The sequence below is a fragment of the Streptomyces sp. ITFR-6 genome (assembly GCF_031844725.1).
Classification (GTDB): domain Bacteria; phylum Actinomycetota; class Actinomycetes; order Streptomycetales; family Streptomycetaceae; genus Streptomyces.
This window is the reverse complement of the sequence record NZ_CP134612.1, coordinates 6,395,504-6,408,724: the sequence shown is the minus strand read 5'-3', so window position 1 is coordinate 6,408,724 and position 13,221 is coordinate 6,395,504. Positions and strand designations below refer to the sequence as shown.

Here is a 13,221-nt window from a genome sequence, read left to right as displayed (position 1 = left end):
GTACGGTCAGACCCGGGTCACTGAGGAGACGGGCATCATGCCGACGGGGTCGTAGCGGACCGGGGCGCCGGGGTACGGGGCGTGGATGACCTGGCCGTTTCCCACGTACATCCCGATATGGCTGGCGTCCGCGCGGTAGGCGACCAGGTCGCCGGGGCGGGCTTCGGAGAGCGGCACCTGATGGCCGGCGTACCGCTGGGCCTGTGAGGTGCGGGGCAGGCTGACCCCGGCCTGCGCGTACGCCCACTGCATCAGACCGGAGCAGTCGAATCCGGAGGGGCCGCTCGCGCCCCAGACGTACGGGCGGCCCAGCGCCCGGTGGACGGCCATGACGGCGGCCGCCGCCCGCCCGGAGCCCGCCGGGAGTCCGGCCACCGTCCCGTCCCCGGTGTCCCGGCCGGTGCGCGAGGACCGGTCGAAGGCCGCCCGCTCGGCACCGGGCAACGTTTCGAGCAGCCGTCTGGCCTCGGCGAGCTTGCGGACGACGGTCCGCTTGTGGCGGCTGAGGGCGGCGCGGTCGCGCTCCAGGCCCGCGAGGGAACGGGCGGCCTCCGCCCGGGTCTGGGCCAGCGACCGCTGGGCTCTGCGGAGTTCGGACAGGGCGGCCGCCCGGCTGTCGTTGACCATGCCCAGCGCGGCGGCCCGCTCCAGGTAGTTGTCCGGGTCGGAGGAGAGCAGCAGGGCGAGCGAGGGGTCGATGCCGCCGGAGCGGTACTGGGCGCGGGCGGCGGAACCGAGCGCCCTGCGCATCCCGTTGACCCGCTCCTGTCCCCGGGCCGCCCGGTCCTGCGCCCTGCTCACCTCGCCGCGCAGCCGCCGGACGTCCTCACCGGCCTTGTTGTACCGCTCTGTGGCGTGCTCGGCCTCGGCGTAGAGGCGGTCGGCCCGGGACCCGGCGGTCTGCGGGGTGTCCCGCGGTTCGGCGTTCGCGGTGGCCGCGCCGAGCGTCGCGGCGGCGGTCGCCGCCGCGGCCGACAGGACAGTGACCCGGGCGCTCCGGCTCGGGCCGGGCTGTGTGGAACGGCGATGGGACACCACAGGACGCCGCACTCCCTTCCGCTGTACGCAGATGTGCGCAGCCCCTGCCGCCCGGGTGGGCGGACCGACAACTGGAGCTGCGCGGCAGCCAGACAGTAGTCGGACGATCACGGAGCGGACAAAGACCACGCCGGGCGGGCCGGGGCCCCGAACAGCGGCGCCCCGCCGGTGACCTGTGGTCTCCGGCGGGGCGGGCAGTCAGTACGGGGCGCGGGAATTCGCCCGTTCGGGCGTGATCAGATGCGTACGGCGGTCTGGTAGGCGCCGACGGTGTTCATCGACTCGTAGCGGACCACGGCGCCCGGCTTGGGGGCGTGCAGCACGGTGTTGTTGCCCGCGTAGAGGGCCACGTGCGAGGTGTTGCTGAAGAAGACCAGGTCGCCCGGCTTCAGCTGGCTGCGGCCGATCTGGGTGCCCTGGTTGATCTGCGTGTACGTGGTGCGGGTGATCTCGGCACCGGCCTGGTGGTAGGCCCACTGGGTCAGACCCGAGCAGTCGAACGAATTCGGGCCGGTGCCGCCGGAGACGTACGGCTTGCCCACCTGGGTGGAGGCGGCCTGGAGGGCCGCGCCGCCGAGGGCGGAGGCGGGGACCTCGCTGCCCAGGTCGACCCGGTCACCGGCGGAGCGGCTGGCGCGCAGGTCGTCCTCGCGCATCTTCGCGCGCTCGGCGGCGGTCAGGGTGTTGAGCACCTTCTGCGCCTCGGCGAGCTTGCCCTGCTGCTGCTTCTTCTTCTCGCCGAGCGTCTTGCGGACGTCCGCGAGGTCGTCCAGCTTGTCCTGGGCCTCCTTGCGCTCCTGCGCGAGGGACCGCTGCTTCTCCTGGATCTTCGTCAGCGACTCGGTCTGCTTGGCCGTCAACTGGTCCAGCGAGGAGGCCTGGTCGAGGAAGCTGTCCGGGTCGGAGGCGAGGAAGAGCTGCACCGAGGGGTCGATGCCGCCCGAGCGGTACTGCGCGGCGGCGAGCGAACCGAGTCCGGAGCGGAGCGTGTTGAGCTCCTCCTGACCGCGGGCCACCTTGTCCTGCAGCGCGCCGACCTGCTTCTCCAGCTTCTCCTGCTTCTCCTTGGCCCCGCTGTACTGCTCGGTGGCCGCCTCCGCCTCGTGGTAGAGCTTGTCGACCTTCGCCTTGACCTCGCTCTTGGTCGGCTTGGGGTCGGCGTGAGCGGCCTGGGAAGTGAGGGCCACGGCCGCAGCGGCGGTCGCGGTGAGCACGGTCACACGGGCACGGCTCGGGTTCTTGGGACGACGGTGGGACGCCACGAAGGCGAGCTCCTTCTTCCGTGAGCCGCCTACCGGGCTGTGGGGGACGTCATCCCCGGCTCCGTGTGGATCACGGATTCGGCGGTTCCTTCACTGCCACCCCGGGTGGGTGATCAACCGTGCGAAGGTTCGAGGCCCGACCATAGTGACCATCCTGTGATCAGTTCAAATCCTCGCGGGAAAAATCTCGTCACACCGGGTACTTCTTTACCCACACCACACTGCGTGTAGCGGCGAATTGACGGCCCGTTCCGTAATTTACGGCAACCACCAACAAGCCTGGCAAGATTCGTCAAACGCGTGAAAGCCGCTTCAGGAGCAAGACGGACGCGACGGGTCTGGCTCCCGCCTTCGCCACCCCGTCGGCCACTTCGCGGTCGGTGGAGACCACCACGACGGGCCGCCCGGACGGTTCGGCACGCGCGAGCTGACGGATCAGCTCGTCCGCGGTGACACCCGCCCTGCTGAACAGCACCCGTACGCCGCGGGGCGGTGCGAGCAGCACCGGAGCGGCCAGCTCCGCCCCGTCGAAGACGCAGGTCATCTCGGCGCCCGTCTGGGCCGCGAGCATCGACAGACCGCCCAGCAGCCGCAGTCGCTGCTTCTCCAGCGGCAGCTGCGGGTAGCCGGTCTTGGTGACGTTGTATCCGTCCACGATGAGGTGCGCCTGCGGCAGCGCCAGCAGTTGGTCCAGCAGCGCCGGATCGGTGTCGGAAAGGGCTCTGGCGGCAACGTCCTTGGGCGACATCCGGCCGGGCTCGACCGCGTCGACGGTGTCCGCGGGACGCATCGAGGAGGGCGGCAGCGCCAGTTCGCGCCGCAGTCCGCCGGCCGCTTCGAGCACCGTGTCCAGCAGCAGCCGCAGCCGCATGTCCTCGACCGAGCGCCCCTCACGGGCGGCCCTGCGCCCCGCCTCGACGGACGCCTCCGCCTCGCTGAGCCGGGCCCGGAGCCTGCGGGTCTCGCTCTCCGCCGCGGACACCTGGGCGGCCGCCTCCGCCCGTACGGTGTCGCTCTCGGCCCTGCCCCGGCGCAGCGCCGCCTCCGCGCGCTTCACCTCGTTGGCCGCGCTGCGCAGTTTGCGCTGGAGCGACTCGGCCTCCTTGCGGGCCGCGTCGAGGTCGCCGCGGAGCCGTTCGGTCTCGCTCTTCGTCTGGGCGCGGGCCCGGTCCAGCTCCTCGCGGAGCCGTTCCAGTTCGCGCCGGCTCTCTTCGTCGGCCCGCTCCGCGTCGGCGCGCTGGGCCTCCTCACCCGCGGCGGCGAGGAGCTTCACCCAGCCGTCCGGGCGCAGCACGTAGGCCGCGGCGGCGACGTCCACGGGGTCGGCGGCGGCGGGCGGCGAGCCGGCCTCCAGGGCGGCGCTCAGCTCCGGCTGGGTCTCCCGCAGCCGTTCACCGATGCGCCGCCTGAAGGTGGCGTCGCCCGCCAGCGCGGCCGCCATCGCGTTCCCGGCGAACTTGGCACGCCTGCTCGGCGTGAATCGGGCGTACTGTCGGAGCTGAGCGGGGAGTTCGGTGACCGTGAGGGCTCCGAACGCGTCCGAGACCAGCGCGACGACCCGACGCCGTACGCCTTCGGGCAGCGGGCGGTCGAGCATCTCCACGGCATCGTCGGCCGCATCGGCCGACGCGGCGCCGCCAGGGGGCTGCTCCACCATCCGTCACCTCAAACTGTATGTCCGCACGGCCCCGTCAGGAGTCGGCACCCGGCCTGTCGACTAGTTCGATCTGGTCCACCGCGTTGCACCAACGGCAGCGCACCGACTCGATGGTCTCACTGACCACCTCGCGTTCTTCGACGCTCGACTCCCCGGCCAGGTCGAGATGGACGTATTCGACGACCTTGGACGAGCGCGTCACGTCGAATCGCGTGAGGTTTCCGCAGAGCGTGCAGCGCCAGCGGGTCGCCTCGGTCGGCTGGGGAACCGTCGTCATCGTTGTGTCCTCTTGTCTCGGGCCTCGTGCTGCCAGATAAGGATCTTCGCGGTGCGCCGTCGAACTGCGGATGTCCTACCGCAACCCTACGGCCTCACCGCATACCACCGGCACGGCGAGGCACTCTGTCCCGTTCCCTCCGCTTGCGTCATGCTCTGTTCATGATCGATCGGCGGGCTGCGGCCGGCAGACTTCTGCGGGCGGCCACCTCGGGCGGGCCGCCGGTCACCTACGCCCTCATCGCGCTGTGCTGCGTGGTCTTCGCGATCAGCCCGCTCTCCGGGCTCGCCCCGGTGTACGGCAGCGCGGACGCGCTGCTGTCCGCCCAGGCCGGGTACTTCGAGCGCTGGGGCGTGATCCCGAGCGAGCTGTGGGACGGCTCCGCACACGCCCTGATCACCCCGCTCACCGCGCTCTTCGTGCACGGCAGCCGGCTGCACCTGCTCGGCAACATACTGTTCCTGTACGTGTTCGGAGCGATGGCCGAGGAGCGCATGGGCCACACCGAGTTCGCGTTCTTCTACCTGGGCTGCGGCTACCTCGCGCTGCTCGCCTACGCGGCCGCGCACGCCACCTCCGACCAGACGCTCGTCGGCGCCTCCGGGGCGATCTCGGCGGTACTGGGCGCCTTCCTCTACCTCTTCCCGCGGGCCAGGGTCACCAGCGTGTTCCCGTTCCTGCTCTTCCTCCCGCTGCGCTTCCCCGCCTGGATCGTGCTGATCTTCTGGTTCGTGCTCCAGTGGCTGGCCGCGGAGGGCGCGGGCAGCGGCCCCGGCGTCGCCTATCTCGCCCATGTGGTCGGCTTCGCCGTCGGGTTCCTCTACGCCTGGGGGCGCTACCGGGGTAACGCTAGAGTGAGATCTCCAGCCACGGCCACCGAGGGAGAAAGCCAGCCGTGATCACCGCGATCGTGCTCATCAAAACCAGCGTGGACCGGATTCCCGAGATCGCCGAGGCCGTCGCGGCACTGGACAGCGTCAGCGAGGTCTTCTCGGTCACCGGTACGTACGACCTGATCGCCATGGTCCGGGTGGCCAAGCACGACGATCTCGCCGACGTCATCCCCGGCCGGATCAGCAAGATCCCCGGCGTCGAGGCGACCGACACCCATGTGGCGTTCCGTACGTACTCGCAGCACGACCTGGAGGCGGCCTTCGCCATCGGCCTGGACGGCTGACCTAGGCAAACGCGTTCGGCCGGGTACGGAACAGCTTCCGTACCCGGCCGAACGCGTTGCGGCTCAGTGCTGGGCGGTGCCCCGGTCCGGGACGCAGCGGCCGTCCTCGGTGCGGTACTTCCACTGGGCGCCCTCGCTCACCAGCTCCTTGACCGCCCGCACGAAGCGCTCGATGTGCTCGTCCGGCGTACCGGCGCCGAAGCTGACCCGGATCGCGTTGAGCGACTTCTCGCCCGGCTCGGCCTCCGGCGCGCCGCACTCGCCGACGTCCTGCGGGTCGCTGCCGAGCAGGGTGCGCACCAGCGGGTGGGCGCAGAACAGACCGTCGCGCACCCCGATGCCGTACTCGGCGGAGAGCGCCGCGGCGAAGTGCGAGCTGTTCCAGCCCTCCACCACGAACGAGATGACGCCGACGCGCGGGGCGTCGTCACCGAAGAGCGAGAGCACCTTGACCTCGGGGACCTCCGCCAGCCCGGCCCGGACCTCGGAGACGAGCTGCTGCTCGCGGGCGACCAGGCTGTCGAACCCGGCCTCGGTGAGCGCCTTGCAGGCGGCGGCGATGGAGTAGACGCCAATGACGTTGGGCGAGCCGGCCTCGTGGCGGGCGGCGGTGGTGTGCCACTCGACGTCCACCCCGCCGTCGGTGCGCCGGGCGACCTTGCGGGAGGCGCCACCGCCGGCCAGGTAGGGCTCGGCGTCGCGCAGCCAGTCGGAGCGGCCGGCCAGCACGCCGGAGCCGAAGGGCGCGTACAGCTTGTGGCCGGAGAAGGCGACCCAGTCGACGTCCAGTTCGCTGATGTCGACGGGGTGGTGCGGGGCGAGCTGGGCCGCGTCGAGCACGATGCGGGCGCCGTGGGCGTGCGCGGCGGCGGCGAGCTCCTTGACCGGCCACAGCTCACCGGTGACGTTGGAGGCACCGGTGACGCAGACCAGCGCGGGACCGTAGGGATCGCGGTCCGCGAGCGCCCGCTCAAGCGTGGCAACGGCCTGGGCCGGGGTGCGCGGGGCGTTCAGGTAGGTCACCCGGGCGTCGCGCCAGGGCAGCAGCGACGCGTGGTGCTCGGTCTCGAAGACGAACACCTGGCAGTCGGCGGGCAACGCGGCGGCCAGCAGGTTGAGCGAGTCGGTCGTCGACCGGGTGAAGATCACCTGGTCGCCCTCGCGGCAGCCGAGGAACTCCGCGACGGTCACCCGGCTGGACTCGAAGAGGTCCGTGGAGAGCTGCGAGAGGTAGCCGGCACCGCGGTGGACGCTGCCGTAGTACGGCGCGTACGCGGCGACGTCGTCCCACACCCGCTGCAGGGCCGGGGCGCTGGCGGCGTAGTCGAGCGCGGCGTAGGTGACCTCACCGCCGGTCACCAGCGGAACCGTCACATCCTTGCCCAGAACGGGCAGCGGGGCACAAATGGACTGGTCGGCGGCAGCGGTGAAGACAGACATGACGAACTCCCGTAACAGGCAGGCGAACTCCGCGTGCCTGCGGATACGCGGCAGCACGGAAGAAGAAGAAAGGGTGTGCGGAGGAGGGCCGAAAAGCCCTATCGCATTCGCTTGCTCACAGAGGCTCCCTGAGGACCAGGACCCCACGGGTGGACATCTCACGATGTCGAGGGGTCCGCGCTTGCCGCAGACCTCGCTGCCTACGGCCTGGTCTTCACCCGGGGCACCCCGCCACGGACGGAGGGTTGCCGGACAGCGGGCCGGGGCCGTAGTCGCTGTCACTCATGACCTGCCCAGCATCTTGCCATACGCGCGGGAACGCGCAAGGCGCAGTCCATGATCTGGACTGCGCCCCTCTTCGCCGCTCCATGCGTTCAGGCGTTGCTGGCCTTGACCCATCTCTCCAGCGCGCGCCCGGCGGACCCGGAGTCGATGGACTCGGCGGCCTTCGCCATACCGGCGGTGAGCTGCTCCTCAAGGGTGCCCTCCCCCGGGTCCAGCGCGACCAGCGCCGCCGCCGCGTTGAGCAGCACGGCGTCCCGTACGGGCCCCGTCTCACCGGCCAGCAGCCGGCGGGCCACATCGGCGTTGTACGAGGCGTCCGCGCCGCGCAGCGCCTCGACCGGCACCAGGTCCAGGCCGACGTCGCGCGGGTCGAAGGCCTGCTCGCGCACGACGCCGTCGCGGGCCGTCCAGACCCTGGAGGTCGCGGTGGTGGTCAGCTCGTCCAGGCCGTCGTCGCCGCGGAAGACCAGCGCGGAGTTGCCGCGCTCCGCGAGGACGCCCGCGACGATGGGCGCCATCCGCGGGTCGGCGACGCCGATGGCCTGGGAGCGCACCTGGGCCGGGTTGGTGAGCGGGCCCAGGATGTTGAAGGTGGTCGGTGCGCCGAGCTCGGCCCGCGCCTTCGCGGCGTACCGCAGGGCGGGGTGGAACTTCACCGCGAAGCAGAAGGTGATGCCCGCCTCCTCCGCCACCTCGACGACGCGCTGCGGCGCCAGATCCAGGTTGACGCCGAGCTTGCCCAGTACGTCGGAGGAGCCGCTGGCCGAGGAGGAGGCGCGGTTGCCGTGCTTGACGACCTTGGCGCCCGCCCCGGCCAGCACGATCGCGGACATGGTGGAGATGTTGACCGTCTTGGCCATGTCGCCGCCGGTGCCGACGATGTCGACCGTGCGGCCGGGCACGTGGATCGTGGTGGCGTGCTCGTACATCGCACGGACCAGACCGGTGACCTCCCCGACGGTCTCGCCCTTGGCGCGCAGGGCCACCGCGAAGCCGGCGATCTGCACGTCGGTCGCCTCGCCGCTCATGATGCGGTCCATCGCCCACGCGGTGTCGTCCGCGCTCAGGTCCTCGCCGCGCATCAGCTGGGTCAGCACGCCGGGCCAGGTACGAGCCGCCACGCTGTCGCCGCCGACCGGGGTCACAACGTTCATGGTCCGCTCCTGGGGTCCACAGCCGATACAGGGATGCGACCACCCTATCGAGCGCCGGGGACAGCGAAGAGCCCCGTCCATCGTATGGATGGGCGGGGCTCCTGCTGTGGCGATCAGTTCAGGTGATCAGTGGTGGCCGTGGCCCTCGGTGATCTCCTTGTACTCCTCGGGGGACGCCTTGGCGATCTGGCTGTTCTCGCCGTAGAAGCTCTTGCTGAGCTTGGCCCGCGTCCTCTCGATCGGCGACACCTTGCGCTTGACGCCGTTCTCGTCGACCAGCGGGCCGAGTTCGACCGGCGCGTACTGCTCGTGCGCGGTGAGGGTGTGCAGCTGCCCCTGCGACAGCGGCTCGTGGACCTCGACGAACTCACCGTGCGGCAGGCGCTTGATGAGCCCGGACTCGCGCCCGTGCAGCACCTTCTCCTTGTCCCGGCGCTGAAGGCCGAGGCAGATCCGCTTGGTCGCGATGAACGCGAGGACCGGTCCGACGAAGAAGAAGATCCGGACGAACCACGAGATGGAGTTCAGCGACAGGTGGAAGTGCGTGGCCCAGAGGTCGTTACCGCCGCCCACCAGGCCGATGAAGTACACCGTGATCCACGCCACGCCGAAGGCCGTACGCGTCGGGGCGTTGCGCGGGCGGTCCAGGATGTGGTGCTCGCGCTTGTCCCCGGTGACCCAGGACTCGATGAACGGGTACATCGCGATCGCGCCCAGGATGAGCCCGAAGAGCACCAGGGGGATGAGCACGCCCAGGACGAGCGTATGACCCCAGAGGTTGATCTCCCAGCCCGGCATCACTCGGACGAGACCCTCGGCGAAGCCCATGTACCAGTCGGGCTGGGCGCCGGTGGACACCTGGTCCGGGCGGTACGGGCCGATGGCCCAGATCGGGTTGATCGAGGCGATGCCCGCGATGACGGCGATGACACCGAAGACCAGGAAGAAGAAGCCTCCGGCCTTCGCCATGTACACCGGCAGCAGCGGCATGCCCACGACGTTCTTGTTGGTCCGGCCGGGACCCGCGAACTGCGTGTGCTTGTGGTAGAAGACCAGGATGAGGTGGCCCACCAGCAGCCCGAGCATGATGCCCGGCAGCAGCAGGATGTGCACCGAGTAGAACCGCGCGACGAAGTCGCCGCCCGGGAACTCCCCGCCGAACAGGAACATCGAGATGTAGGTGCCGACGATCGGCATCGACAGGATCGCGCCCTGGGTGAAGCGGACACCCGTACCCGAGAGCAGGTCGTCCGGGAGCGAGTAGCCGGTGAAGCCGGTGAACATACCGAGCACGAACAGCAGGAAGCCGAACAGCCAGTTGATCTCGCGCGGCTTGCGGAACGCGCCCGTGAAGAACACGCGCATCATGTGCACGAACATGCCGGCCAGGAAGATCAGCGCGGCCCAGTGGTGGATCTGCCGGACGAGCAGACCACCGCGGACGTCGAAGCTGATGTCCAGCGTCGAGGCGTAGGCCTCCGACATCCGGATGCCCTGCATGGGCTCGTACGGACCGTGGTAGACGGTCTCGGCCATGCTCGGGTGGAAGAACAGCGTCAGGTACACACCCGTGAGGATGATGATGATGAAGCTGTAGAGGCAGATCTCACCGAGCATGAAGGACCAGTGGTCCGGGAAGATCTTGCGCATGTTGGCCTTGGCCAGGGAGTAGATCCCGAGCCGGCCGTCCGCCCAGTCGGCCATCTTCTCACCGGCGGGCGCCTTGCGCTTCGTATCGGTCGCAGTACTCATCCGCGCTCCCAGAATGCAGGACCGACGGGCTCTTCGAAGTCACCGAGCGCCTCGAGGTTGCCCTCGCTGTTCACGCCGATCCGCAGCTGCGGGAGGGCGTGACCGGCCGGACCGAAGATGACGCGGGCGCCGTCGGAGAGGTCGAAGGTTGACTGGTGGCACGGGCAGAGCACGTGGTGCGTCTGCTGCTCGTACAGGCTGATCGGGCAGCCGACGTGGGTGCAGATCTTCGAGAAGGCCACGATGCCCTCGTGGGCCCACTCGCGCTCGCGCTTGTCCTTGATGTTGGACGGCTCGATGCGAATGATCATCAGCGCAGCCTTGGCGATCTGCGTCTGGAAGTCGTGTGCGTCCTCCTCCAGGCCCTCGGGCATGGCGAAGGTGAGCGAACCCACCGCGACGTCCTCGGGGCGGAGCGGCTCATTCGTGTTCATGTTGATGAGCTGCTTGCCCTTGGCCCACAGGGTCGAGCGGAGCTTCTTCTCCGGCAGCGGACCGAGGTCGCGCAGCAGCACCACACCGGCGAGCGGCACCAGGGCCAGCGCGCCGAACATCGTGTTGCGGATCAGCTTGCGCCGGCCGAACGCGGACTCCTCCGCACCGGCCGCGAAGTCCGCCAGGACCTTCGCCTTGACCTCGGGCTCGGCCGCGATGGCGTGCCGCTCGTCGGCGACCTCCACGTCCGACATCAGGGTGCGCGCCCAGTGGACGGCTCCCGCGCCGATCGCGAAGAGCGCCACGCCCAGGGTCAGACCCAGGGAGAAGTTGAGCGCGCTCACATGACCGAACGGGAAGATGTAGACGATCTGGTCGACCGGGAAGATGACGTAGGAGGCGATGAAGCCGACCGTCGCAAGCATGGACAGCGTGAACAAGAACGCGACCACGCGCTCGGACCGGTCCGCGGCCCGTTCGTCGATGTCCTGGATGCGCGGCTGGTGGGCCGGCAGCCCCGGGTCCGCGAACGGATCGTCCGCGCCCTCTACCGCGCCGTGCGCGGGGACCTGCTCTGCGGGCAGGTTCTCTTCTGGAATCTCTTGGCTACTCATGACTTCTTGGCCTTAGCGGTGTGGGCCGCGACCCAGATGGCAACTGCGATCAGTGCGCCGAGCCCGAAGATCCAGCCGAACAGACCCTCGCTGACCGGACCGAGGCCGCCCAGCTTGAGGCCACCGGGGCTCTCGGCCTGCGCGCTGTTCACGGTCCGGACGTACGCGATGATGTCCTTCTTCTGCTGATTGGGCATCGTCGTGTCGGGGAAGGACGGCATGCTCTGAGGACCGGTCTGCATGGCCTCGTACATGTGCTTCGGGTCCACGCCCTCAAGGCTGGGAGCGGACTTGCCCTTCGTCAGGGCACCGCCCTCGCCGGTGAAGTTGTGGCACTGAGCGCAGTTGGTACGGAACAGGTCGCCGCCCTTGGCCACGTCCGCGCCCTCAGGGCTGACCTGGCTCTTGGTCGGGACGATCGGGCCGGCGCCGAGCGACGCGACGTATGCCGCGAGCTGGTCGATCTCGGCCTGGGTGTAGATGACCTTCTTCTTCGGTACCTGGGCACCCGGCTGCTGCGCGGGCATACGGCCGGTACCGACCTGGAAGTCCACGGCGGCGGAGCCCACGCCGACAAGCTGGGGCCCGTCGGTGGTTCCCTCACCGCCGGTTCCGTGGCAGCTGGCGCAACCGACGGAGTACAGCTTCTTGCCCTCGTCGATGGCGAGGGACTGGGCGGTTTCGTCGGCCTGCGCCTTACTCGCGGGCGCAAACGCGGCGTACAGCCCCCCAGTAGCCGCAAGCGCGAGGAGTAGTACGACGACCGCCGCCAACGGATGGCGTCGTCGTGCGGAGAGCTTTTTCACGGATTACCCCGGTGTCAGGATCTTCTGCGTCGATGCTGGATGTGGTTCGGGCTCTGGCCCGGTTACTTGATCAAGTAGATCGTGGCAAAGAGGCCGATCCACACAACATCGACGAAGTGCCAGTAATAGGACACGACGATGGCAGCGGTCGCCTGTTCATGGGTGAACCTCTTGGCCGCGTATGTCCTGCCCAGAACGAACAGGAAGGCGATGAGACCGCCTGTCACATGCAGACCATGGAAGCCAGTGGTCAGGTAGAACACCGAGCCGTACGGATCCGAGGACAGCGAGAGGCCGTCCTTCTTCACCAGCTCGGTGTACTCGAAGATCTGGCCTCCGATGAAGATCGCACCCATCACGAACGTGATCACGAACCAGGCGCGGAGCTTCTTCACATCGCCCCGCTCCGCGGCGAAGACGCCGAGCTGGCAGGTGAGTGAGGAGAGCACCAGGATGGTGGTGTTCGTCGCCGAGAACGGAACGTTCAGGGACGACGCCATTTCCTTCCAGTGATCTGGTCCGGTCACCGATCGCAGGGTGAAGTACATCGCGAAGAGGGCCGCGAAGAACATCAGCTCGGAACTCAACCAGATGATGGTTCCGACGCTGGTGAGGTTCGGCCGATTGACCGACGGGTGCGCGTGCCCGGTTTCTACTGTCGTTGCTGTCGCCACGACCGACATTATGTCGGTCGCTTATCCCGCCCTCACTCCGGGGGGTGCCGTTCGGTGTGTCAGAGGGGTGTGTCCTCCCCGAACGGCCCATGGATCCGCTGTCCCGGGCCGTGCTGACAGGGCGTCGGGCGGAGTACGATCCGCGCATCGGACAGCCCTCGCGCACCGAGGGCTCCGACGGCCCCGAAGACACGGATGTCACGGAGGAACAATGCAGCCGACCGCCACGGTCCTGGTCTACAGCGACAACGCACACACCCGTGAGCAGGTGAGGCTGGCGGCAGGGCGCAGGCCCGCGGCGGACGTGCCACCGGTGGAGTTCCTGGAGTGCGCCACCCTGCCCGCCGTCCTGGACGCTCTGGAGCAGGGAGGCGTCGATGTCTGCGTGTTGGACGGTGAGACCGCCCCGGCCGGCGGCATGGGCGTCTGCCGCCAGATCAAGGACGAGGTCTTCCGCTGCCCGCCGGTGCTGCTGCTGATCGGGCGCCCGCAGGACGCCTGGCTGGCCACCTGGAGCCGCGCGGACGCCGCGGTGACCCTGCCGGTCGAACCGGTCGGGTTCGCGGACTCGCTGGCCGCCCTGCTGCGCAGCAGGCTCTCCGTGGGCGCCTGAGAGCCCGCCTCCCGCCCGTTGTCCCGCAGAGGGGCAG

13 protein-coding genes and 1 riboswitch are annotated in these 13,221 nt (G+C 69.5%); of the genes, 3 read left to right on the top strand and 10 right to left on the bottom strand.

Annotated elements, in window-relative coordinates:
* Positions 1–6 precede the first annotated feature (6 nt).
* The 4 genes from RLT59_RS29145 to RLT59_RS29130 form a co-directional block, all read right to left on the bottom strand.
* Positions 7–1,038, bottom strand: coding sequence for a C40 family peptidase (locus RLT59_RS29145; RefSeq protein ID WP_311306151.1), 1,032 nt, complete (start codon positions 1,036–1,038; stop codon positions 7–9).
* Between the two features lie 236 nt (positions 1,039–1,274).
* Positions 1,275–2,300, bottom strand: a complete 1,026-nt coding sequence (locus RLT59_RS29140; RefSeq protein ID WP_311306150.1) for a C40 family peptidase — start codon at positions 2,298–2,300, stop codon at positions 1,275–1,277.
* A 292-nt stretch (positions 2,301–2,592) separates the two neighbouring features.
* Positions 2,593–3,957: an NYN domain-containing protein gene (locus RLT59_RS29135; RefSeq protein ID WP_311306149.1), complete on the bottom strand. Its 1,365-nt coding sequence runs from the start codon at positions 3,955–3,957 to the stop codon at positions 2,593–2,595.
* Positions 3,958–3,991: 34 nt separating this feature from the next.
* On the bottom strand, positions 3,992–4,234 hold the full coding sequence (locus RLT59_RS29130) for a hypothetical protein (protein ID WP_024494175.1): 243 nt from the start codon (positions 4,232–4,234) through the stop codon (positions 3,992–3,994).
* Positions 4,235–4,395: 161 nt separating this feature from the next.
* On the opposite strand from RLT59_RS29130, the gene RLT59_RS29125 reads away from it, so the two are divergent.
* Together RLT59_RS29125 and RLT59_RS29120 are read left to right on the top strand one after the other, a co-directional pair.
* Positions 4,396–5,133 carry a rhomboid family intramembrane serine protease gene (locus RLT59_RS29125; protein WP_311306148.1) on the top strand — a complete coding sequence of 246 codons (738 nt, stop codon included), beginning with the start codon at positions 4,396–4,398 and terminating at the stop codon, positions 5,131–5,133.
* Positions 5,130–5,411, top strand: coding sequence for an Lrp/AsnC family transcriptional regulator (locus tag RLT59_RS29120; protein WP_073735580.1), 282 nt, complete (start codon positions 5,130–5,132; stop codon positions 5,409–5,411). The genes RLT59_RS29125 and RLT59_RS29120 overlap by 4 nt, the downstream gene beginning before the upstream one ends.
* 63 nt (positions 5,412–5,474) lie before the next feature.
* On the opposite strand, the gene RLT59_RS29115 is transcribed toward RLT59_RS29120, so the two are convergent.
* From RLT59_RS29115 to RLT59_RS29090, 6 genes are all read right to left on the bottom strand, one after another.
* Positions 5,475–6,851 (bottom strand): aminotransferase class V-fold PLP-dependent enzyme, encoded by a 1,377-nt coding sequence (locus RLT59_RS29115; RefSeq protein ID WP_311307896.1) that lies wholly within the window; start codon positions 6,849–6,851, stop codon positions 5,475–5,477.
* Positions 6,852–7,023: 172 nt separating this feature from the next.
* Positions 7,024–7,141: riboswitch (SAM riboswitch) on the bottom strand.
* Positions 7,142–7,225: 84 nt separating this feature from the next.
* Positions 7,226–8,290 (bottom strand): anthranilate phosphoribosyltransferase, encoded by a 1,065-nt coding sequence (trpD, locus tag RLT59_RS29110; protein ID WP_311306147.1) that lies wholly within the window; start codon positions 8,288–8,290, stop codon positions 7,226–7,228.
* A 126-nt stretch (positions 8,291–8,416) separates the two neighbouring features.
* A complete protein-coding gene (locus RLT59_RS29105; RefSeq protein ID WP_311306146.1) occupies positions 8,417–10,042 on the bottom strand; it encodes a cytochrome bc1 complex cytochrome b subunit in 1,626 nt (541 codons plus the stop codon).
* Positions 10,039–11,091 (bottom strand): cytochrome bc1 complex Rieske iron-sulfur subunit, encoded by a 1,053-nt coding sequence (locus tag RLT59_RS29100; RefSeq protein WP_311306145.1) that lies wholly within the window; start codon positions 11,089–11,091, stop codon positions 10,039–10,041. Before RLT59_RS29100 ends, RLT59_RS29105 begins: the two co-directional genes overlap by 4 nt.
* A complete protein-coding gene (locus tag RLT59_RS29095; protein WP_311306144.1) occupies positions 11,088–11,897 on the bottom strand; it encodes a cytochrome bc1 complex diheme cytochrome c subunit in 810 nt (269 codons plus the stop codon). Before RLT59_RS29095 ends, RLT59_RS29100 begins: the two co-directional genes overlap by 4 nt.
* A gap of 62 nt (positions 11,898–11,959) precedes the next feature.
* A complete protein-coding gene (locus RLT59_RS29090) occupies positions 11,960–12,580 on the bottom strand; it encodes an aa3-type cytochrome oxidase subunit III (protein WP_024494183.1) in 621 nt (206 codons plus the stop codon).
* Positions 12,581–12,782: 202 nt separating this feature from the next.
* On the opposite strand from RLT59_RS29090, the gene RLT59_RS29085 reads away from it, so the two are divergent.
* Complete coding sequence (locus RLT59_RS29085) at positions 12,783–13,184, top strand: hypothetical protein (RefSeq protein ID WP_311306143.1); 402 nt, start codon at positions 12,783–12,785, stop codon at positions 13,182–13,184.
* Positions 13,185–13,221: the final 37 nt, after the last annotated feature.

Excerpts from the sequence above, each read along its gene's own strand:
- RLT59_RS29135 (WP_311306149.1), bottom strand. The coding sequence starts at position 3,957 with ATGGTGGAGCAGCCCCCTGGCGGCGCCGCGTCGGCCGATGCGGCCGAC.
- RLT59_RS29130 (WP_024494175.1), bottom strand. The coding sequence starts at position 4,234 with ATGACGACGGTTCCCCAGCCGACCGAGGCGACCCGCTGGCGCTGCACG.
- RLT59_RS29125 (WP_311306148.1), top strand. The coding sequence starts at position 4,396 with ATGATCGATCGGCGGGCTGCGGCCGGCAGACTTCTGCGGGCGGCCACC.
- RLT59_RS29115 (WP_311307896.1), bottom strand. The coding sequence starts at position 6,851 with ATGTCTGTCTTCACCGCTGCCGCCGACCAGTCCATTTGTGCCCCGCTG.
- trpD (WP_311306147.1), bottom strand. The coding sequence starts at position 8,290 with ATGAACGTTGTGACCCCGGTCGGCGGCGACAGCGTGGCGGCTCGTACC.
- RLT59_RS29105 (WP_311306146.1), bottom strand. The coding sequence starts at position 10,042 with ATGAGTACTGCGACCGATACGAAGCGCAAGGCGCCCGCCGGTGAGAAG.
- RLT59_RS29100 (WP_311306145.1), bottom strand. The coding sequence starts at position 11,091 with ATGAGTAGCCAAGAGATTCCAGAAGAGAACCTGCCCGCAGAGCAGGTC.
- RLT59_RS29090 (WP_024494183.1), bottom strand. The coding sequence starts at position 12,580 with ATGTCGGTCGTGGCGACAGCAACGACAGTAGAAACCGGGCACGCGCAC.
- RLT59_RS29085 (WP_311306143.1), top strand. The coding sequence starts at position 12,783 with ATGCAGCCGACCGCCACGGTCCTGGTCTACAGCGACAACGCACACACC.